The organism is Metabacillus sp. RB-C-LZQ-3-1 (assembly GCF_058315175.1).
Genome location: NZ_JBZFLI010000005.1, coordinates 1 through 20,258, shown reverse-complemented (window position 1 = coordinate 20,258; position 20,258 = coordinate 1). Strand labels below are relative to the sequence as shown.

At 33.5% G+C, this 20,258-nt stretch carries 14 protein-coding genes, 16 tRNA genes and 1 pseudogene; 7 read left to right on the top strand and 24 right to left on the bottom strand.

Annotation, left to right across the window (positions count from 1 at the left end):
- Positions 1-473: 473 nt before the first annotated feature.
- From AC4GZ8_RS09450 to AC4GZ8_RS09435, 4 genes are all read right to left on the bottom strand, one after another.
- Positions 474-2,201: an ATP-dependent nuclease gene (locus tag AC4GZ8_RS09450; RefSeq protein WP_491081603.1), complete on the bottom strand. Its 1,728-nt coding sequence runs from the start codon at positions 2,199-2,201 to the stop codon at positions 474-476.
- A gap of 1,283 nt (positions 2,202-3,484) precedes the next feature.
- Entirely contained in the window at positions 3,485-4,255 is a 771-nt protein-coding gene (locus AC4GZ8_RS09445) for a hypothetical protein (RefSeq protein ID WP_491081602.1), read from the bottom strand.
- Positions 4,256-4,262: 7 nt separating this feature from the next.
- On the bottom strand, positions 4,263-4,673 hold the full coding sequence (locus AC4GZ8_RS09440; RefSeq protein WP_491081601.1) for a protein-export chaperone SecB: 411 nt from the start codon (positions 4,671-4,673) through the stop codon (positions 4,263-4,265).
- An 8-nt stretch (positions 4,674-4,681) separates the two neighbouring features.
- On the bottom strand, positions 4,682-5,287 hold the full coding sequence (locus AC4GZ8_RS09435; protein WP_491081600.1) for a hypothetical protein: 606 nt from the start codon (positions 5,285-5,287) through the stop codon (positions 4,682-4,684).
- A gap of 614 nt (positions 5,288-5,901) precedes the next feature.
- Here AC4GZ8_RS09435 and AC4GZ8_RS09430 point away from each other — a divergent pair.
- Positions 5,902-6,243 (top strand): annotated as a pseudogene (locus tag AC4GZ8_RS09430) (recombinase family protein); the annotation flags it as partial.
- Positions 6,220-6,399 (top strand): helix-turn-helix domain-containing protein, encoded by a 180-nt coding sequence (locus AC4GZ8_RS09425; protein ID WP_491081906.1) that lies wholly within the window; start codon positions 6,220-6,222, stop codon positions 6,397-6,399. The pseudogene AC4GZ8_RS09430 and the gene AC4GZ8_RS09425, both read left to right, overlap by 24 nt.
- Positions 6,400-6,896: 497 nt before the next feature.
- On the opposite strand, the gene AC4GZ8_RS09420 is transcribed toward AC4GZ8_RS09425, so the two are convergent.
- The 4 genes from AC4GZ8_RS09420 to AC4GZ8_RS09405 all read right to left on the bottom strand — a co-directional run bounded on the left by AC4GZ8_RS09420 (position 6,897) and on the right by AC4GZ8_RS09405 (position 14,108).
- On the bottom strand, positions 6,897-10,424 hold the full coding sequence (locus tag AC4GZ8_RS09420) for a hypothetical protein (protein WP_491081599.1): 3,528 nt from the start codon (positions 10,422-10,424) through the stop codon (positions 6,897-6,899).
- A 1,659-nt stretch (positions 10,425-12,083) separates the two neighbouring features.
- Positions 12,084-12,299: a hypothetical protein gene (locus tag AC4GZ8_RS09415; protein WP_491081598.1), complete on the bottom strand. Its 216-nt coding sequence runs from the start codon at positions 12,297-12,299 to the stop codon at positions 12,084-12,086.
- A 522-nt stretch (positions 12,300-12,821) separates the two neighbouring features.
- Positions 12,822-13,064, bottom strand: coding sequence for a hypothetical protein (locus AC4GZ8_RS09410; protein ID WP_491081597.1), 243 nt, complete (start codon positions 13,062-13,064; stop codon positions 12,822-12,824).
- Positions 13,065-13,421: 357 nt separating this feature from the next.
- The gene (locus AC4GZ8_RS09405; protein WP_491081596.1) at positions 13,422-14,108 is read right to left on the bottom strand and encodes a hypothetical protein; all 687 of its coding nucleotides are present in this window, start codon (positions 14,106-14,108) and stop codon (positions 13,422-13,424) included.
- A gap of 385 nt (positions 14,109-14,493) precedes the next feature.
- On the opposite strand from AC4GZ8_RS09405, the gene AC4GZ8_RS09400 reads away from it, so the two are divergent.
- From AC4GZ8_RS09400 to AC4GZ8_RS09380, 5 genes are all read left to right on the top strand, one after another.
- Positions 14,494-15,267, top strand: a complete 774-nt coding sequence (locus AC4GZ8_RS09400) for a rolling circle replication-associated protein (RefSeq protein ID WP_491081595.1) — start codon at positions 14,494-14,496, stop codon at positions 15,265-15,267.
- Complete coding sequence (locus AC4GZ8_RS09395) at positions 15,251-15,442, top strand: helix-turn-helix domain-containing protein (protein ID WP_491081594.1); 192 nt, start codon at positions 15,251-15,253, stop codon at positions 15,440-15,442. Before AC4GZ8_RS09400 ends, AC4GZ8_RS09395 begins: the two co-directional genes overlap by 17 nt.
- The gene (locus AC4GZ8_RS09390) at positions 15,439-15,972 is read left to right on the top strand and encodes a hypothetical protein (protein ID WP_491081593.1); all 534 of its coding nucleotides are present in this window, start codon (positions 15,439-15,441) and stop codon (positions 15,970-15,972) included. The genes AC4GZ8_RS09395 and AC4GZ8_RS09390 overlap by 4 nt, the downstream gene beginning before the upstream one ends.
- Before the next feature lie 753 nt (positions 15,973-16,725).
- Positions 16,726-17,046 (top strand): DUF771 domain-containing protein, encoded by a 321-nt coding sequence (locus AC4GZ8_RS09385; protein ID WP_491081592.1) that lies wholly within the window; start codon positions 16,726-16,728, stop codon positions 17,044-17,046.
- A gap of 105 nt (positions 17,047-17,151) precedes the next feature.
- Positions 17,152-18,261, top strand: a complete 1,110-nt coding sequence (locus AC4GZ8_RS09380; RefSeq protein ID WP_491081591.1) for a site-specific integrase — start codon at positions 17,152-17,154, stop codon at positions 18,259-18,261.
- A gap of 135 nt (positions 18,262-18,396) precedes the next feature.
- Here AC4GZ8_RS09380 and AC4GZ8_RS09375 read toward each other — a convergent pair.
- From AC4GZ8_RS09375 to AC4GZ8_RS09300, 16 genes are all read right to left on the bottom strand, one after another.
- Positions 18,397-18,478: transfer RNA gene (locus AC4GZ8_RS09375), tRNA-Leu, on the bottom strand.
- A 17-nt stretch (positions 18,479-18,495) separates the two neighbouring features.
- Positions 18,496-18,584, bottom strand: a tRNA-Leu gene (locus tag AC4GZ8_RS09370).
- A 13-nt stretch (positions 18,585-18,597) separates the two neighbouring features.
- Positions 18,598-18,671: transfer RNA gene (locus AC4GZ8_RS09365), tRNA-Cys, on the bottom strand.
- Positions 18,672-18,681: 10 nt separating this feature from the next.
- A tRNA-Gly gene (locus AC4GZ8_RS09360) sits at positions 18,682-18,756 on the bottom strand.
- 61 nt (positions 18,757-18,817) lie between these two features.
- Positions 18,818-18,892, bottom strand: a tRNA-Gln gene (locus AC4GZ8_RS09355).
- Between the two features lie 162 nt (positions 18,893-19,054).
- Positions 19,055-19,130: transfer RNA gene (locus AC4GZ8_RS09350), tRNA-His, on the bottom strand.
- 13 nt (positions 19,131-19,143) lie between these two features.
- Positions 19,144-19,217: transfer RNA gene (locus AC4GZ8_RS09345), tRNA-Trp, on the bottom strand.
- A gap of 29 nt (positions 19,218-19,246) precedes the next feature.
- Positions 19,247-19,330, bottom strand: a tRNA-Tyr gene (locus AC4GZ8_RS09340).
- Between the two features lie 11 nt (positions 19,331-19,341).
- Positions 19,342-19,414, bottom strand: a tRNA-Thr gene (locus AC4GZ8_RS09335).
- 168 nt (positions 19,415-19,582) lie between these two features.
- Positions 19,583-19,655 (bottom strand) — tRNA-Phe (locus AC4GZ8_RS09330).
- Positions 19,656-19,663: 8 nt separating this feature from the next.
- Positions 19,664-19,740: transfer RNA gene (locus AC4GZ8_RS09325), tRNA-Asp, on the bottom strand.
- Positions 19,741-19,757: 17 nt separating this feature from the next.
- Positions 19,758-19,834: transfer RNA gene (locus tag AC4GZ8_RS09320), tRNA-Met, on the bottom strand.
- 14 nt (positions 19,835-19,848) lie between these two features.
- Positions 19,849-19,924, bottom strand: a tRNA-Val gene (locus tag AC4GZ8_RS09315).
- A gap of 70 nt (positions 19,925-19,994) precedes the next feature.
- A tRNA-Glu gene (locus tag AC4GZ8_RS09310) sits at positions 19,995-20,069 on the bottom strand.
- A 17-nt stretch (positions 20,070-20,086) separates the two neighbouring features.
- Positions 20,087-20,177: transfer RNA gene (locus AC4GZ8_RS09305), tRNA-Ser, on the bottom strand.
- Between the two features lie 4 nt (positions 20,178-20,181).
- Positions 20,182-20,256, bottom strand: a tRNA-Asn gene (locus AC4GZ8_RS09300).
- Positions 20,257-20,258: the final 2 nt, after the last annotated feature.

The window sequence follows — 20,258 nt, the reverse complement described above, 5'->3', positions numbered from 1 at the left end:
TGGTAAATGTCATTTGATAGAATTCTGTACGGTAGTTTCGTTTAATTTATGTTGCACGGGCAATTACAAAGGCTTTTCACCTTCTCGATATTGAATTATAACCCAATACTTCTTATCTTCCAACTCTGCAATTGCGTTAGTTATTGGAGCTCTACCAAATTTTTTATACAGCTGGATTTTTTTAATTTCCCAAGTTTCAGGTAGCGGCATCAAATGAGATATTAAACCGATGGACCTAAAATCTTCAAGAGTTTGTAATGCTCTATTATGTATTTGCGCAAAGTCAGATGTTTATCTTCGTTTCATAATTCCACTCACTTTTCATTCTCTTTTTCATGGAGTAGAAGCATACTAGAATAATATTCTTTTGTTGCTTACAGCACACTACCTCAGCTTATTATTAGAGTTTATGTTGTAGTGTGTAGAAAAAATAAAAAGACCCTACAGAATGAATGAACTGTAGAGCCTTCTTATTATTGAGAAACCACTTTCTCTTCTTCTTGTTTTTTCTTCTCCGCTTCTTTTTTCTTCTCTTCCATTTCTTCATCAATTTTTTGTTCTATCAACAAAGCAAATAATTCCTCATAATCTTCTTCACTGTTTATTCTACGGAATCCATCATGTAAAGTTTTCTCACTATCTCGGTTTATTATTTGTTCAAATAAATTCCCCACTATCCGTCTAGCTTTAGCAAATTCATCTGTATCAGAGGTCCCATGTAATATTTTATATATAGTTTGCGTTTTTTTATCATTTGAAACGTCTCCAATACCTATGGCATTTTCAAAGTTTGCTATTGAACCGAAAACCCTTATATTACTGCCTTCTTTAAGTTTAAATATTTTTTTACACTTCGTGAGTTGACCTTTTAATGTTGAAGAGGAATGCTTTCTATGATTATCTACATCATGTAAAACATCATAATTAGAATTAAACTGGTTAAGAATTTTCATCAAGGTTCCAATTGTATCTTTACCTCTAGCACGAATTATATGCAAGTTTTCATTCTTTACCTTTGCCAGATGTTTAAAAGCAATATACTCAGTATCCCCTTCAACAATAATAATTCTATCTGCAAAGAAAAATTCATTCACATAAGAGTCTACATAGTTTAAAATTTTCATATTTTTAATATCATCATCATCAAACTTGTCTCTTTCAGACTTATATAATTGAATCGCTTCTTTCTCACCAACTCGGAAAACTTGAATAGACGTATGGTTCTCTGATAAATCTATAAGTATTGGTGAATGGGTAGAAATCATGAGTGGCATTTTTTCACCAATTTTATAAAGAGAACGACTTAGTGCTCGAACCGCTTCTGGGTGTAAGAAAGCTTCTGGCTCATCTATCAATAATAACTTATTGTCACCTTCACCCATAAGTTTTTTCTCTATCATGTTTTGAATGAGATATATTAAACTCATCCTCTGCAAGCCGGTTCCTTGATTTGATAATGGCATTTCAGTTTGCTTTGAATTATCAATATGAACACTTGAATTTGTAGACTTTAGTATGTCAGATGAAGAAAATCCGCTACTTTCTCCACCTACTACCTTTAAAGATAAATGTTCATTTGAAAATAAAGTTTTCAAGTTATCAGAAACATCACCACTTACTTGTTCAAGTACTCTATCTGTATTTAATTTAAGTTTTCTTAAAAACTCTGGGTACGACTTTTTGAGTTGAGCATACTCTTCCGCTAATTCTTTTTCTTCAGCGTTGCCTTCATTTCCCTCAAGTTTTTCTAAATTATTTTTAAGTATCTCTGAATATATATTTTGAATTAAATCGTTAATATCATCTGGTAACATAGCAGGGGTTATGTAAAAAGGTTGATTGTTTAAAATCTCATCTAGTTTATCTTTCAGTTCATGACTTGCTTTAATTTCAACATCAGTTTCATCATAAAATTTAGGAGCTGTTCCCTCGTTATATTTCTTTTTGATGGTGACTTTATCTTCACCAGACTCAAATACAGCTTGTAGTACAATTTCTTTATTCGCTTCCGAGAAGCAATCATTAGAAATAGCATTTGTTTTAGACGCTTTTTGAAAGAAACAGTTGATAGCTTCTAATATAGTAGATTTACCTGTATTATTTCTACCAGTTAAAATAGCAATTGAGTCTTTTGAAAAATCAATGGTAAAGGTATCTTTAAACACCTTATAATTCGTAACACTAAATTTAATTAATTTCACCCATCATCCCCCCTAAGTATTTCAGTCTATATTTTACCATATATATCCTACTTATTGGGGTTTGTGATTGCAAATTATGACTTAATTCTTGTAAATTCAACAAAACTATTTTTACGAGCCAGCTCCTCACCGGAAAACAAAATAGGGGTATTCTCTGGTTCATCCGACTCATACCATTCTTTAATTTTCTGGTGGCTCTTTGGCTGCAGAACATGAACCTTAAAATAATTGTTGCCATCCTCAGAAGAGTGCCACACATGAACCCTTGAGACGGTGTTTTACTCATTGGCTTCCTCCCTTTTTGTCCAATCAGTTTATACTCTTTATTTGAAAGTAACATAATGACTTAGCTACTAACAGTCTAAAAACAATACACCATTATCAAATTATAGATACTCAGAGAAATAGAGAGGAGGATATTCCTTGCATATCGTAGAATATTTCCTAAAAGTAAAAATAAAAAGGTAGGTTAGAAATGAATAAGCGAGACTTTTCAATTATTTTTAGTGGGGAATATGAACACTTATTTACAAATGAAAACATTACTTGTGAGCAGTACAACGGAATAACGAAATGCTTAATACCGAGTTAATAACACTAAGACTCCTATGTTACTATTGTGGTATAAACACTGGTTATCTTTGAAGGATTTGTATCTACCTCCTGTTCTCTTAAATACTTGTAAGTAATTCCTAATTCACTTCGATTATATTTAATTGTGTGTTCCCTTAAATTTCGTAACTCGCAATCATTTAGGAATATTCTTAATGCTTCATCAAAACTTGTTACATAGGACTTTGAAAATCTAATCATTTTTTCATGATCAATATCGGTTAAAACGTTATTTCTCCTAGTCATATCACACAACCTTTCTCGTACAATTTTGTTTCGTTTGATTATTTTTTAACAACAAAAAAAGACCTCCTAACATATAGTTAGAAAGCCTTTAAATTTAACGATTATAGATCTTTTTAGATACCAGTGGTCGGGGTCGAAAATATCGTTATAACATTCGATTTATAAGATTTATGGAAGCAATGTGTAAAATTTGTGTAAAATAAATCTTCAACTTTAAAATTTAAATATATAAATATATAAATATATTTAAATTTGTATTCATAACTAAATTCTCCACTTAGACTCTTATCATTAACTTAACAAGATGTTCTATGTGTCCTTACTCTCAAACATGTAGAGTATGAAACACACGAGTTGATTGAGTATAAGTATTTTAAGTGGCGTATTAATCACTTAAGAAGTATTTTATAGTTTAATGAAAAATATTAAACTATCATTTTAAAAACATCTTTATTATTTAAAATACTGACACAACCATACCCTTCATTATCTACATGTTTTTGGATATCCTCTGTTCTCGAATTAAAACACGCAAAGTATATATTTGGTTTAATACCTGCCTGAGCTATTAGATCCCTATTAATTCCTTTGGCATATTCCCATTTATTCAGTTTTTTGGGTTTTAATTGATTCATAGGTTCGTTTATCTTTACCATTCCATCTATTGTAGCCTTACATTCAAAGTAATCTGGTATAGTAGATGCACTTCCATTGTTATCATGGTAAGTAAAATCAAAATCACAGTCATTTCCACCTAGTACATTTGTATCTACACCATAAGATATTATTGCCTCTATACATTTAACAGTGTTGGATGATACAGAAAAATTTCTTGGTGCATATTTATAAATTATTGCCTCAAGGACTTTACCTCTAATATCTCCAATATCTTGACTACTCTTAGAATAAAGATTATCTAATGCAACTAATAATTTTTGTGTTTCTTCTTGATTATCCTTTGTCTGAGGATACAATTTAATAATGCTCATTAAATCTAAATTTCTGTTTTTCTTAGTTTCTTCATCGTTATCAGGATCTTTATATCTTTCCAAGATATTTGCTATTACTAAAAAATATTGACTATTTTTCTCAACTATTGTTAACAAGTCCTGAATAAATGTACTTATTTTATAATCGTCCCAAGATGTCCCATTTTTAGGACTATATAATACGCTATTCACTTTTGTAGCAGACATAACTTATTTATACCTTTAGAACAGGTAATATTAAAGCAGAGAGCCCCAATCTTAAAGTTAGGCTACTCACTAATTCTCTTGCATAAGGCCAAGCATTTACTGGGACATTATTTTTCGTAAACAATTCAATATACTGTTCTTCAAATGAAAGACTGGAATCTAATGAATACACTAACTCTAATATAAAGTTAATACTAAACACACTCTGATCTTCTACAAAACCCTCAATGTCAAATTTTGTTTTCACCAAAAATAGGTCATTTTCTCTTTTAAAAGAAGTTACTTCATGTTTTGCTGAGATTTCAATATTCTTTTGATATTTATTATCAGCGCTTCTAACTGTAAGATCTTTCAAATTTACTTCTAGGATTTCTATATTACTAATTAATTCTTGATATTTGGTTGAATCTAAACTCATCTGTATACCTAAGCACAAATTAATTCTTTTAAGCTTCTATCAAGAGAAGTAACTTCTGCTATTTCCTTTCTTACTTTTTCATTTGGTAAATGGTTCACCTTTAATAACTCCGGAGAACTATTTTTAAGTGTTTTATGATCAAACAATCCATTAAGTTCAAGAGTAAATTGCAAGTCGTCTAATAACCCAGTCAAACCTGTAACTATTCTTCCAACTTGATTTAAAGTGTCTTGCATAGTCTCTTCGTATCCTCGAATTGTAACATCAGTATATGCATTTAATATTTCCACATTTCTTTCATAGGTATCTTCAGAGAATTGTATTCCCTTAATAAGCTGCTGGGCTTTTTCGTCAAATTTATATTCCATAAAATATCTACAATTATTTAATTTAGTATCTACTTCATCGTATAGGTCTATCTCACTATTAGGAATGGTATCAAATAATTTATTAGCGAATGTATAAGCTTCCTTTGCTTTTGTAAGGAGATTTTGAAACCTTAATTTCAGATCTAGATGCTCTTCAGTATATTGATTAAGCTCATTTCTATAATAACTTTTAAATACACTTATCCATTCATAATTAGTGGTTTTAACAGTGAAGCGATAGCTCATTCTAATCACTCCTTTATCCATATGTATAGTAATCAACTCCTATTCTATCATATTTAATTAATTATAAGGAAGAAATTAGCAAAGTATTTCCCATTAATATTATATTTTTTTATTCCCTTTTTATTACTAGTCAGTATGGGTTTAATTAAGTAAGTCTATACAGTACTTCGAAATTCTTTTGTATTTATATATCCATCAGTACATAAATTAAACAATTAAGTTTTTAATTAAGTTTCGTAGGTCATTAGCTGTGTTAATTAAACTTTAATCAAATCTTGATATTATTAGTAATTTGTCAAGGGACTTTTTCCTAAGTTTATGTATACCCAAAAAACATATGAACAGCACTTAGTTAAATATGTTGGACTTGTTACCTTATAAGCATGATAGTACATATATACAATCTAAAAAACTATGGTTTTTGAGATGAAGTAAAAAAAACACTGTAAATCTATTATTTTTTTACGATATTCATATCAAACTTATCTCAAAATCTATGTATCAATAAGGGATATTTTTGATACAATCTATGTCTTGGAATAAATAACAAGTGAGGAAATTTTATGATAATTGGGTATGCGAGAGTCAGTACTGTTGATTAGTCTTTAGATTTACAATTAGATGCACTATATAAATTTGGGTGTGATGAAATTTTCAAGGAAAAAGTTTCAGGTGCAAAGGAAAACAGCGAGGAATTAGTGCAAGCTTTAAGAATGTTACCTACCGGAGATAAGTTTGTGGTTTACAAATTAGATCGTTTAGCTAGGTCTACAGAACGACTAATCGAAATTGCAGATGTACTTATAGAAAAAGAAGTGGAATTCGTAAGTATCCAAGATAAGATTGATACAAGTACTGCTGCAGGAAAGGCTATGTTTGGAATGCTTTCTGTATTGGCGGAATTTGAACGAGACATTATCCGAGAACGTACAATGGCCGACCTCAAGGCAGCCAGAGCCCGAGGACGTAAAAGGAGAAGACCAAAAGTTAATCAACAGAATTTAAACCAAGCCATTGCCATGTATCAGTCTAAGCGAATGACAATAAAAGAGATTCAGAACGCGACCGGAATTTCAGCTGCAACTTTATATCGATCACTAAAAGAAGAGTAAATCTAGAAATAAATGGTTTACTCTTTTTATTTTATCTTCTATTCCTCTATAGCGCTTAGATCGTGAATAGATTTTCAATTGCATAGTATTCTTGTACTGCGCAGCAAGTGCTCTTTCCCCACAATTATAACCACTCTTATAGTATAACAAAATTTTCATTCTATTTTTCTCTAGAGGAAATATGTGTCATATGAGAATCCTCATTTCCGAGTAACTTCAAATTTGTTTGTCAGGTAAAAAAGTATTATAGACGATTTCGGAAACTTTCACTAAAAAACTTGTTTTTGGGGGTTTGTTTCAATTAACAACCCACTTAACTAACAAGCCACTGACAACTGCTCCATCCACGTAATCCTGTTTCCACTATCCTTTCCCGTTAGCTTACAATGCTTTCTAATTTCACATAGTCGGAAAAATCCTTAGGTGAAGGTAGCCCAGCCTTCGTTTTCCCTAAGGATTTCGAACATAAACAACATATCATAAGAGGTTGATTCATATTACTCTTTATGTTCAATTTTTACTCTTATTGCCTCATTATCATATGATTCTGCTACAGATATAAGTGTCGATGCAAAACGGTGATATCCAGCATCTTCAATATCATTTGCAAGCTTCCTATATTTTATAGCTAGTTTACTTTCTTCTAAACCCGAGGGATCGACCCAATACACTCCTCGGGAGTTAAATATATTCGTACTAAAACCAGATCTCATCTTTTCTGCATCCCTGGAATTAAGTGCTTCAGCTGCTGTGCGATTTATCCAAAGACCATCTGAATCAGGTGGACAATAAAAGAGAACCTTTCCTACATGATTTAATGCAACTTCATAATGACCTGACTCACTACTACCAGTTTTTATTACCTCGAGCCAATTTTTGAACTCTTCACTTGAAAAGCTACCCTCCTTTTTTACACCAGGAGAGGTTTTCCATCTGTCCAATAAACCATATACATACTTAGCTCTTTCTTTTTGTTCTGTAGTTAATTCCTTAGGTTTTTTATCTTTTTTGGACCTATATACAATACGAATCATCTCTAAGAAGAAATATGGGTCTGAAGCTAACTTTTCCTCTAATAGCTTTGGTGAAATTCCTTCTTCTCTATCAAGAAGAGGTAGATATGCCCATTCAACCTGATAAAGTGCATCTGTTGGAGTATCAGGATTTTCCTGAAGTGCTTTTATTAGTTCAGTGTAGTAATATGCATTTCTTAAGGATTCAGACTCCATTGTTGAAAGTGCGCTAAGTAGAGCTGTTATAACTAAAGAATTGTCTAGATTTTGTTTATTATAACTCATAGCATGCAGGCAATATATGGCCATATTAGGTCTTCCATACTTAATTAGTTTCTTAGCAGCATAATCTAATCCTTCGTAAGAACTATAAGGGTTTACACTAGTTTTATTCCAGTATTCCTCCTCCTTATCCCCCAATATCTCCGACACAATATCCCATGTGTCTAGAGTAAAGGGAAGCCATCCTAAAAATTGACCTTTTTGTGATTCCGTCCAGTTATCCATCCTGATTTCTTTTACCCAATCATTGCCTTTGGTTGATTGCCTCCCATTTACATAAGCACTCACAAATCTTATAAGAGCACCATTAGGTGAATCTATCAAATTTGGAAGGATTTTATCTGAGACTTCCAAGTCTTCTAATTTACCTAGAGCATATCCAACTAAACTTGGTGATTCTACATTTATTGAAAAACTTATGACTGCCTTTATACCACCGTAATCAAAAATATCTCTTATTGCATTTCTTCTCCGCAAATCAAGTTGTTCCTGCTGTTCTTTCCAGTTACCTTTTACTTCAAAAAGATCTGAATCACGGTCACTAAATAATATTCGATGGAGGTATAAGGGATTTTCAGGGGCTATCTTTTTCGCTGATTTTTCAACTTTTTCAACTAAATCTGTATTTAGTGCCCATTTAGCATCTGCAAATCTTCTATGCTTAAGTGCAAACTTTACTAATTCAGTCCATAAAGCAATTCGTTCACTTTCCCCTTTATTAATAATCTCACTCGTTGTACTATATTCTAATACTTTTTCAAATGAAGGTAATGGTAGATGATCGAGATAGCCTATAAGTTCAGTGATTTTTTTATAATCATCTTTTGCGACATCAATTGCCATTTCAGAATAAATTGTTATCTGTTCCCAATATTCTTTCCGTTCTACATGATTGGTCCATTCTTCATTTATTATTCTCCTCCAAATTGGCCTGTGGGTACCCGAGGAGTTTTGACGTTGATTCGGAAGTAAATTCAATAATAATTCCCATCCTACTTCTGGTAGCTCAATTAATAATGTCTTAACAGCAACTTTTCGCTTATTTATTGTTGCTGTGGTCTGGGGAAACCATGGAAGATAGATCGAAACTAGTGAATTTCTTGGTCTATTTGCCCAATTTCCTCCAGGATCACGTAATGATAGTTCCCCAAGAATTATTGAAACTCTAACTAAATATTTTTCATCCCATGCTAGCGTTTCTAATCCCCAAAGGAGACCAGTTAAATAGTTTGCACCACCGAAACCATGTCCTTCTTGTGCAAAAAGCTGATCAAACGGAGATACTTCCTGATTCAATGAATATTCAACCGCTCTTAAAAACTCTTCAGGAGCTGCCTCAGCAAGTATCGGTAGAATGCTATTTAAACTTCCCCATACTACCCAATCTGCATTTTTAAGAATCTCTCGTACTACCACAACAGAAATTGTATCTGGTTTATTTAATGAGCAATTTCTTAGATTATGAGAATTATTAGAAAGCAAAGCAAGTGTCTCAGCTATGTTTTTACGTAAAGAATCTGAGTATCTTAAATCTTTACCGTATACACTAGATGCAAATCTTTGGTCTGGTTCTAATTCAAATTTAGGGTCACGCTCAGACAAGACAGTTATTGCACATGCCTTAAATCTATCTAGCATATCATCAAAAACTCGAGATCCCAAATCCCCCCATAATCCTGTCCGATCTTCAATAAACCATGTGCCATTTTTTATTTTTATCGGACTATCAGAATATTGCAGTATTTCCTTCAGATTACTTATCCAATCTAAATACTCTTCTCTTGCCAAGATAGAAACGATTTCTTTATCATTGGATTGACTTTCATTCCAAGATCCTAATAGACTAGCTATAACTAATTTCGAGGCATATTCATGACTGTTCCAATCAGTATCAACCGTTACATCAACTTCAACATACTCGTTAGGAATTACCCTTTTAATTGGGTTGCTAAAGACTGCAAGAATGTTTTCTGGAATTGTCTCAAAAGTAATTGAACCTGCATTTTCGCTTCTATATGTAATATCCTTTTCTATCAATGCCAATATATCTTCACTGCGATCATGAGCAAACTGTCCAATTAAGGTATGAAGGAGAGACAGTGTTACCCCTTTTATGTCCAAATCATATTGTAATAAGTGAAAACTTTTTAGAAAGCGCCATAATTGGCTATCGGATAGATCAACACCATTATTTGCTACCCTTAAATGATGTTTAAATACCTCAAGTTTTTTTCTTTGATCGTTACTCGTAAATTTACCAAGTGATATCCGGTCAATGAAATCTTCTTCATCTTTTGAGTTATATGCTTGTCCTAGTAGGCCTCTCACATGAACAGTATCAACAGCACTTAGTGGACCTGTTATAAGTGCTATCACATCCAAACCCTCATTAAAGACTTTGTCGTTATTAAAATCATTCCAAGCTGCCTGAATTACCTCTCCAAAGACTTTATCATTTAAGGTGATTTTTATTGAGTGTTTGATTTGTCCTATTAGTTTTGCTTTTCGATCTTGGTTAGTTTGTTTTACATATACAATAAGATCATCGGTATCAAAACCTAGATATTTTCCTTGCAATTTGACTTCGTATATTGGCCAAGATGGTAAACAAGGTGAATATCCTCCCGTTAACATAAGAACAACAAAGGAAGCCTGAACACGATTTTCAAAATGTGTTCCACCACCTCCAGTTGAATATGAATTACTGAGTTTTTTTCCGATTTCCTCCATAAAAAACACCTGCCATCAATTTAATATCCATGAATAAACTCTGAAATTTCTGGAACTAAAACATGTTAACCCTTTAATATTCTAACACTCAGAATATTCAAAGAGATACTAATTTCAATTTACTTAATGTTATATTGAATAAGTAAAAATGCTTACTGAGCATCTGTAAGCATTTCCCTCCATAATCCATTCCGATATAGGGAACTGATAATATAATTGTCTCATTTGATCTTGTATCTAAAGCAAATGCTGTTCCTTTGCCATAGGAACCAAATAATACTAAACCTTTTGCAAATTCTTCTACTCCGTATCCTTCAATTTTTTTCCAACCTTCCCCACTACACCATTTGATGAAGTAATAATATCTACTTTGGGAAATTTAATCGCAAGTTGACTCAACATTTCTAACCTGTTTAATAGCGATTCGATTACCAAATTCCAGTTCTTATATATTGTACAATATTCCCAGAAATACATTTTACTAGGAGAAACTAACATGAAGAAACTAATTGTTACACTTATTTTTTTAACCTTTGATTAATAGATATTAAGTGGATGTATAGCTACTCATGATCAAGAGCTAGCTATCATTAAAAGAATGCTTCACAATATATTAACAACACTAACGAGGAAGCAATTGCATTCAAAGAAGGCAATGATAACCTTGATATAAGCGTGAATATCGAAGATAGTTATTCCAATTTAAATATGAAAAAACAGTGGATAGGATTAGAAAATGTATTGTTATCTTTAGGAGTTGATGAGTCAGTAAATTATAAGTAACTATAAAGATGTGTATGTCTCATTTTACAACAGTGAAAATCGTTGGATGATGAACGTTTTTGGAGAGAGAAAAATAGGGATCATAATTTTAGATCTTTAATATAAAAACCTTTATTGACTGCTTCTTAACTCTATTATCTTTTATATTAAATATTTGATCTTTTTCAATCAATTGTTTACTATTCAGGAAATAATTGTGTCATAATTGCGAATAAACAAACGAACACCATGTGTCTATTATGCGACAGTTTCCGACCAAGGTAGAATTTCCCCAGGTTTTCCCGGTATATAAAGATAGTGAGCACTTAGTGAAAGAAAACACCTTTGATTATCCTTCTTGTAAAGAATCTTTAAGCACGTAGAGATTCTTTTAAAAGAAAGAAATAAGGATGATCAAAATGGGAGACTGCCATGAGAGACTGGAGGCTTCCATCTGGTGAGCGTATAGCTAGGAATCACACGGTGTTAAGTTGCAGACATTCCACCAATGACATCTGTGAGAAGAGAGCAACACCCGAGCATAGGTCTGCCCTTTTTAAAAGGACCATCCTAACGGCAAAGTTCAAGTTCAAAACCTTCTATTTATTTAGGGGTTATTAAGTTGGAGAAAGAGTAATCATAACAAGTACGAACTATCTTAGTGCAAATTATTCTTTATTATAAGGACTTAAGTTATTTAGCTTACCTACAACATCAAAAATTGGTCTTAGTGTAGCAAATCTTCACATTCAGAATTTCTACTTTGACCTCCCGCTACAAATATGCCATAAAACTATCAAACATAATTATCCAAATACAAGATTTAGCTTAGTGTTTACAGAGTAGTATAAGTAAAAATAGATAGATTTCTAACATAAGAACACTATATAAAAGGCTTTATGTCATTATCAATTTTATGTATTCTACTTTCACAACAAGTTCAAAGTCATAATAATGAATACCACTCTGAGTAATAAAATGTGTTTCCTCTGAAGGATCATCATCGTAAAGATATTCATAAATACCATTATATTTTAATTCAGGTATACCTCCATCTAAAATTCTTACATGAGTTGCTTCCTCTTGCGTACATGGTTCATATACAATTTTCATGGCTCTCACTCCTATTATACATAACAGTAATGTTAATCAATGAAGTAAACATTTAAAACTTTACACATACAAATCATCAAAAGACTATATTCAATTTATTAAGTCCCCTTCATTAAATAAATTGAATATATCTAACACACTGAACAGTAAATTGAATGTTATGTTAACAAATTTGGGACATCACAAGCAAAGTTTTACCATATATAAAGATAGTATACACTTAGTAAAGGCAAACACCTTGATTCACTTTATTATGGAGATTACATCTGCTATGTGGGATTTGGGATTACACTAAATTCGAATAGCTCGGTGTACTATAAAAGTCTGTTTGCAGACTTAACACTACTAATAATGTTATCTGTGACAAGAGAGCAACCACTCAGCATAAATCTGCCACTTTTAAAGGTACATTCTAATGCAAAAGCTCCACATCATGCACTCTCTCTATTTCATTTGGTGTAATTAGTTGCTGCAGGGTACTTTGATACATACCAGAATATAGTCTCCATTTGACCTTGTATATCAATCATCCTCTAACCATTTACGATGTATTTCGTTTTTCTCTGGTGTTAATATCATATACCCCTCTTTATTTAATTTGGGGACATCCTTTGGATCAATATCTAAACTATCTAAATCAATAATACTATTTATTAGTTCTGCATTTTCTCTAGCTACCTTTTTAGCTCTCAAAACTACTAATAATTTCGTTAATATTTTATAGTTATTCTTATCTCTATTAAGATTAATATTAATTTTTTTCATTTTCTCCCTCCCTAATATCAATAATACAAACCAATAGAGACGATAAAAATAAATACAACTCGATCTATTGCTATACTCACTCTAAGGTACAAATGAAAAAATAATAATGTATCAAATTGATCTTAACACTTTCTTGATAACAGTTTGGGAGACTATTACAACATGACATGGAACCTCTGCGGGCATCGCTTTCTAGCCAAAGCCTTGCCTTATCAAGTGCTGATAAGCCGATCATGACTAACACTCCAAGTAAAGTTGTAATAGGTTTTAATTTAAAAAGTGGATATACTTTAACGATCCTTTATGTACATTCATAAATTAGCATTTGTACAAAGATAGTATACCAATACCGAGTTACTATCTTTTTTTATAGAAATTTGTAAACCAATACTCCACACAAAAGTCCTCTATAGAATATTCATTTTTAAAGAGTCGACAATTATACTTTATTTTTAATACCTCTAGTATCTCTTTTCTTGTTAAAGTTTCTGACAAAATAGCATGGTAGCCTCCGAAATCACTTATGAGCCATAGTGCTGAATGTGTAATGATTCGAATTGTTTCAAGTGCATCACTCGCAGAAACCTTTGAATTGTCGTAAGAAATAGCGTTTACTGAAATAAGTGTTTGCACCAAATCAGTCAATATTTGATATTTAAAACAGGATAAGTCTTGAGAGTCTAAATAATCTCGATAGGATATAAAAGATTTTTTCTCTTTTCTTTCTAATTGTTTATAAGAAGCCTTCAAATTTTGTAATGTTTTTCTCAATTCATCTATCTCAGAACAAACCCTGTCCAAAGTTTCTAATGAAGATTGACCTTTCATCATAGCATCAAGCCGTTCAGATTCCTGTAGTTCTAAAAGAAGTTTCAACTCCTTATTTATATTATCAATTGGTACTCTCCTTAAATCAGTCCTCCTATGACCTCCACCGTAATCCTGTGCTTCAAATAGAGAATTAAGGTGATAAGTATTAACATCTTTTGCATTTTTACTTAAAAACGATTTTTCTTTCAGATCCTTTGTAGGCTTATCTATCAATTGTTTTTCCTCCTCATTTGTAACTGTTAAAAAAATTACTTATACACATCATACTACGCTTTAAATAATTGGTAAATATTTGAAATTTTTGAAACGCATTTCATTTCATCAAGACATTTGAAGCAATTGCATGGAATTTCCCGAAATTAGAAAGTGTCTATAGTTATTCCGACCAAATTCTTTCTTGCAATGAACGTAATGCACCTGTAAAGCTTGAGACTGACTTTGTTTTTTCACGATCACTAGAGATAAAATAAAACCATACACTTATCCTTTGAAAGCACATCAGTGTACTAGTCATCATTAAAAAATATTCAACAAATATAACTTGATAAATAGTGATTAATTTGACTAAAACTATAGACCTAACTTATAAGGAGGAAACATGGACACACAATATACTAAAGCTTACATCAGCAACAAACTAGTAGAAATAACACACCAGTCTATTCAACCACCTACTATCAAACAGTCTCTTGGAGGGCGTAAACTTTCCTCTAATGGAGGTGTTGATAATTACGAAACCAACCAAAAAATAAGCATCAACCGTGCACGTAAAAAAATTCGAAGATTACTAGAGTGTAACTTTACTGACCAGTATGCATTTGTCACTCTTACATTTAGATCGACTGAAGAGATAGATGTTACCGACATCAAAAGCTGTAATAAGGTGTTTACTGACTTTAAAAAAAGACTTACTTACTATCTAAAGACCAATAATCTACCACGCTTTAAATACCTAGGTGTTACAGAATTCCAAGATAATAATCGTGAAGGTACCATTCATTATCATCTAATCTGTAACCTAACAGAGGTTTCAGTAGTAGACTTACAAGACCTTTGGAAGCACGGTTGGGTCAGCAAAAGTATTACCACATCAAATGCAGTTGATAATAAAAAGATTGCCTTATATCTAAATAAAGGAATCACAGACCCCAGACTTAATGGTCATAAAAGATATTTCCATTCACATGGCCTGAAACAACCTATAACTCTTGAAATTAAAAATCTACCAGAATTTTATGACCATCTCTATAAATGCAATGCTAGTAAACAATATGGTGAAACCTATCTATCACGATATACCGGGGAATCTAAATATGAAGAATACTATGTTGAGAATGCAAAGGAGTTACACGACTATGTACAAGAAATTTAACGATTATCCAGACATTCTAAATGTATCAGACGTCCAAAAATTGCTAGGAATCGGAAGAAAGCAGGCATATGAGCTTGTTCATTCAGGAAACTTCCATGTAATAAATATAGGAAAACGTATCAAAGTGTCAAAAAGTGTACTAATTACTTGGCTTGAAGGAGATAAGTCACTATGACTAGAAGAAGAACAAAACTAATAAACTGCAATTCTAAGGTATTTGTTTATGATTTTGTTAGCAAAAAAAGAGCTCCTGTGCTGGGGTTTGAAAAGGGACCTAGGGCAAACACTATCTTCTTGAAAAGACTTCTCTTAACTAACTTTAAGAAGAAAGAGCTACAAACATATTTTCATCTCAGAATGGATTTAAACAAATATGAAAATGCTCATGACAAACTTAATTCATTTATTGTCCATCTACAAAACCTTATTAGGCGCAAAGATATAAAATATTTAGCTGTAGCAGAATTACCTTCTGAAGATTATGAACAGGAAGCAAACATTCTGTTAATTACAGATATAAGTATCCATGAATCATTATTAATCTTAGGGGATACTATCTCGGAGGAAGAAGAAATAGAATTTTTTCAAAATATTTGGGGAGATGAGTTATTTTATGATTTTTTCTACTTAGAAAGCCACATTACAACTCTTACTAGCACTTATCACAAGTCAATAGATAGCAATATTCTTAAAGAGCACCCTTGACTATTATATAGTAACCTTACACAACCAACCGTTTATTGGGATGAAGAAGCTGATATATTCATAAAGCAGCATAACCTTCTAAACTGCTCTAATCAAACATCAAGGGAAGTTTTTGATGAAGTTGCTGGATTTATTATCATTAACGAATATTCATTATCCGAAGCAATTAATACACTGCAGGACATGGAGTAAAATTAAACTTAAAACTTAGCAGTATTACCCCACCTTTAAGACAAGGAACCCTAATCAAGGTTGCTTGTCTTTTTTAAATTCCAGCAGAATTCTATGAATTACCTCTGTACATTGTGCATGATTTACGTTAATGAGGAGTCTTTAACCTACACACTTTGCCATTCAAACAAACAATAATTCAAAGCATAGTAGGTGGGTGGGGCGAGGAACTTTAGTAGCCGAAGGTGTATAGATGAGGTACTACCTTAGAAAATTTTTTTGAATTTTTTTCTCTATATAAGGAATTTATTGTGTATTTCACAGAAATTTAAGGGAATTTAAAGAAAAAATAAGGATTATTATAGTTGAGGGGATATTTGATAAGCACTTATTCACTAATAATCATACATTCTTGCAAACTAGCCCTAATCGAATTAGTAGAAATCAGATGTTGAAGCTATAATTTTCATTAGAGATCAGCTGAAATCACTATAGATCACTCTAGAATAGAATTTTAAGCAATGTAAAACAAATGGTAAGTATAATACATCATAATTTAATACAGCTTGGAGGATTCATAACATGCAACAACTATCAGTTAATCTAACCATTCCTATCCCTACTGATTCAGTACTTATTTCAAAAATTGAACTAAATGAATTAAAGCAGCAACAGTTGTCTGGAGTCTATTGGTCAATGCAAGACCTGGAAAAAAGAATTAACCGCAAAAATGAATGGATCAAAGATAATATTCTTTTTCCATCAAAGTTTCGAAATTCCCTTGATGCAGAATCAGGAGGTTTTGTCTTTTACCCTAAATCGAAAGGTCAAACTTGGTCCTTTCACGCAATTAAAATGAGTGAGTTTCTAGATAAGAATTTTCATAGGATTTTTTCTGCCTAAACTACAAGTTATATAAACTATAGTAAATTTCACAAAGATTAGTTAAGATAAGAATGACCCGCTGGCCACTCTTATCTTATAAATCTTATTTAGGGGAGAGTATCAATGGCAAGCATTCAAAAAAGAGGTAATACATACCAATACACAGTTAGTCGAATGATAAATGGACAATCAAAACCAATTAGAAGAGGAGGATTCCGTACAAAAAAAGAAGCAAAGATAGCAGCTTCTGAGATTGAGGCACAGTTACACAAAGGAATAGTACCTCATTTAAAACCTGTTCCAATTGATGAGTATTTTTTCAAATGGTTTAAACTTTATAAAAGTAATGTAACACTTACTACCCAGCAACATTATTCATATACACTAAAGGCAATCAAGGCACATTTTGGTAGTAAACCATTGCAAGAAATTAATAGACATGATTATCAGCAATTTTTAAACGAATTCGGATCTAACAAGTCAAAGGAAACCATAGAAAAGGTAAACTCCCATATTCGTGCATGTGTAAGAGATGCCGTTGAAGAACAAATTATTCATCATGACTTTACACGAAAAGCTGTACTGACATGGACTACACCTGCAAAAAAACCTGATGAGAAATATTTGAATTTTAAAGAGAGTGAATTGCTGTTAAAGGAAATACGGAAGAGGATCGACAAAGGACTAAGCTATTCATTGTTACTCTTGGGATTAACATCCGGCATGCGTTTTGGAGAGTTAGTAGGGTTAACAAGGAATGATTTTGATTTTGATAATAGTACTATCTCAATTAATAAGACTTGGGGATATATGAAGAGAAGTCCTGAAGGGTTCGGACCTACAAAAAATGAACAATCCAATCGCAAAATTAAAATTGATAACATCACAATGAATCACTTTAAGAATTTGTTTAGTTCTACACCTAATAATTTACATCAATTAGTATTTCATAGCCCGAGTTCTAAATACAAAGTAATAAGCAATACTGCTGCAAATAAGATACTAAGAAATTTATTAAGTGATCTAGGTATTGATCCAATAACTATGCACGGATTAAGGCATACTCATGCAAGTGTACTACTTTACAAGAAAGTATCTGTTTATTATGTAAGCGAACGTTTAGGTCATAGTGATATTGAAACCACTTTAAAAGAATATACTCACGTTATTAAGGAATTGCGTGAAAGAGACGAATTAGGAACCATTAATGTCTTCGAACAAATGAGTGTGTAAAAACTGTGTAAAACTAAATCAATTTCTATCTTCATCTATCTTGTTCTATAAAAAAGAAAAAACTCATAAATGCTGATAAATCAACACTTATGAGTTGTAACGTTTATTATAAATTATTTAAAATTTACTTAGAGATACCAGTGGTCGGGGTCGAACCGACACTCCCGAAGGAACACGATTTTGAGTCGTGCGCGTCTGCCAATTCCGCCACACTGGCAAAGGATTAAGTACAATTGGTGCCGAGGACCGGAATCGAACCGGTACGGTAGTCACCTACCGCAGGATTTTAAGTCCTGTGCGTCTGCCAGTTCCGCCACCCCGGCAAGGGTGTTAAAATGGAGGCGGCAACCGGATTTGAACCGGTGATAAAGGTTTTGCAGACCTCTGCCTTACCACTTGGCTATGCCGCCATTTTAGGAATGGAGCGGAAGACGGGATTCGAACCCGCGACCCCCACCTTGGCAAGGTGGTGTTCTACCACTGAACTACTTCCGCGATCTTACTTTATTTATATGGTTTAGCCTATGCAATAGAACTAAAAATGTGTTAGTAAAAATGGCTGGGCTAGCTGGATTCGAACCAACGCATGACGGAGTCAAAGTCCGTTGCCTTACCGCTTGGCTATAGCCCATTGAGTAGGCTTCAAGAAATTCTTCCTCGATTATGCTTCATGAATCCTCACCGCAAGAGGATATTTTGGAATATTTCTGAAGGAAATATTACGAAATATCGTCGACAACTAAGTACTTTTTATATCTAAATGATAAGTCCTTAGTTTCTTTTGATATATAAATGGGGCGGCTGATGGGAATCGAACCCACGAATGTCGGAACCACAATCCGATGCGTTAACCACTTCGCCACAACCGCCACTATATAAGATTGGCAGGGGCAGTAGGAATCGAACCCACACCAAAGGTTTTGGAGACCTCTATTCTACCGTTAAACTATGCCCCTAAACATAATCTATTATATAAAAAAACAAATGGTGGAGGGGGGCAGATTCGAACTGCCGAACCCTAAGGAGCGGATTTACAGTCCGCCGCGTTTAGCCACTTCGCTACCCCTCCAGATAAGAGAGTGCCGGCGAGAGGACTTGAACCCCCAACCTACTGATTACAAGTCAGTTGCTCTACCAATTGAGCTACACCGGCGTATTATTTAATTTTAAATATTTAGTTTATCTTACTTACCAGTCACCCAAATCTCAGAGAGATTATTCAAGCAGCAGCTCGATTTGTGTGCTGAAGCATTTGCTTCGAAGCTTATTCGATCGTGCTCTACCAATTGAGCTACACCGGCATTATATTTAAAATAAAAGGTGGCTCGGGACGGAATCGAACCGCCGACACATGGATTTTCAGTCCATTGCTCTACCAACTGAGCTACCGAGCCAAAATAAATGGCGGTCCGGACGGGACTCGAACCCGCGACCTCCTGCGTGACAGGCAGGCATTCTAACCAACTGAACTACCGGACCATTTATTCTGATTTATTTGGTTGCGGGGACAGGATTTGAACCTGCGACCTTCGGGTTATGAGCCCGACGAGCTACCAGACTGCTCCACCCCGCGATAATAAAATTATATGGTGGAGGATGACGGGATCGAACCGCCGACCCCCTGCTTGTAAGGCAGGTGCTCTCCCAGCTGAGCTAATCCTCCAAAGTATAGGACGTACAAGTGCATGTGTTGCAACAGGCCGTCGCGTCCTTAACATGCCATCAATTTAAAATGGTGACCCATACGGGATTCGAACCCGTGTTACCGCCGTGAAAGGGCGGTGTCTTAACCGCTTGACCAATGGGCCATATATGATATAAATAGTGGCGGAGAGCAAGGGATTTGAACCCTTGATACGCGGTTAGCGTATACACGATTTCCAATCGTGCTCCTTCGGCCACTCGGACAGCTCTCCAAAATGGCTCCGCAGGCAGGATTCGAACCTGCGACCGATCGGTTAACAGCCGATAGCTCTACCACTGAGCTACTGCGGAAT